This is a genomic window from Alcanivorax sp. HI0044 (assembly GCF_001634945.1).
In genome coordinates this window covers 1-863 of sequence record NZ_LWEZ01000454.1, presented here as the reverse complement: position 1 = coordinate 863, position 863 = coordinate 1, and the positions used below count along the sequence as shown (strand labels likewise).

2 protein-coding genes are annotated in these 863 nt (G+C 55.3%); both read left to right on the top strand.

Features of this window, described 5'->3' with window-relative positions; translation table 11 throughout:
- Positions 1–621: urea amidolyase associated protein UAAP1 (locus A3730_RS05570; protein WP_063537672.1), on the top strand; the 621-nt coding region annotated here is incomplete at its 5' end.
- A gap of 43 nt (positions 622–664) precedes the next feature.
- Positions 665–863 (top strand): DUF1989 domain-containing protein (locus tag A3730_RS05565; protein WP_156500936.1); only part of this gene is annotated, 199 nt, incomplete at its 3' end.

The window sequence follows — 863 nt, the reverse complement described above, 5'->3', positions numbered from 1 at the left end:
GGCGGCGCCAACCTGGGCCTGTTGATGTACAACCCGGAAGACCTGCTGGAACGCTACAACGCCCCCGACACCCTGAAAGGCCAACACACCTTCAAACTGACCCGGGGCAACTGCCTGTATTCCGACATGGGCCGGGTATTTGCGTCCATTGTGGAAGACGACTTCGGCTGGCATGAGTCCGTGTGCGGAACACTCAGCGAAAAAAAACTACAGGAAAAATATCCGGTAAGAACCTATCAGGACCATCACAACCAGTGGACCCTGAGCGGCGAACACAGCTTCCTTACGGAGCTGGCGAAATACGGCCTCACCGAACGGGACATGGCCGCCAATTTGAATCTTTTTTCCAAAGTCGCCACCGATAAAGACGGCAACCTGATATTCGATTCATCTGCGGCCAAAGCCGGGGCCAGTCTCACCCTGCGTTTTGAAATGGACACCCTGGTCATCCTGAACAGCTGCCCCCATCCGCTCAATCCTGCGAAGGATTACCCGATGAAGCCGGTAGGTATCGAAATGTTCAAAGCACCACCGGTGTCCGACGATGATTACTGCAAGAATTTTCGTCCGGAAAATACCCGCGCCTTCGAGAACAACCGACTTTATCACCTGGGCATGTAAGGCCCGCCGCACGTAACAAGCATCACGCAACAAGGGAAAACACATGATCAAAGAAAGCCAACGTGAACCGAACCAGGCCAGTTTTCGCGAAGTGGTGGCGGCAGGTGATTACTTCATTCATACCGTGAAGCAGGGCCAGACCGTGCGTTTGCTGGATCTGCAAGGCAACCAGGCCGCCGACACCCTGTTCTACAGCGCCGCTGACCCAGGAGAACGCTACAGCGCCATGGACACCATCCGCG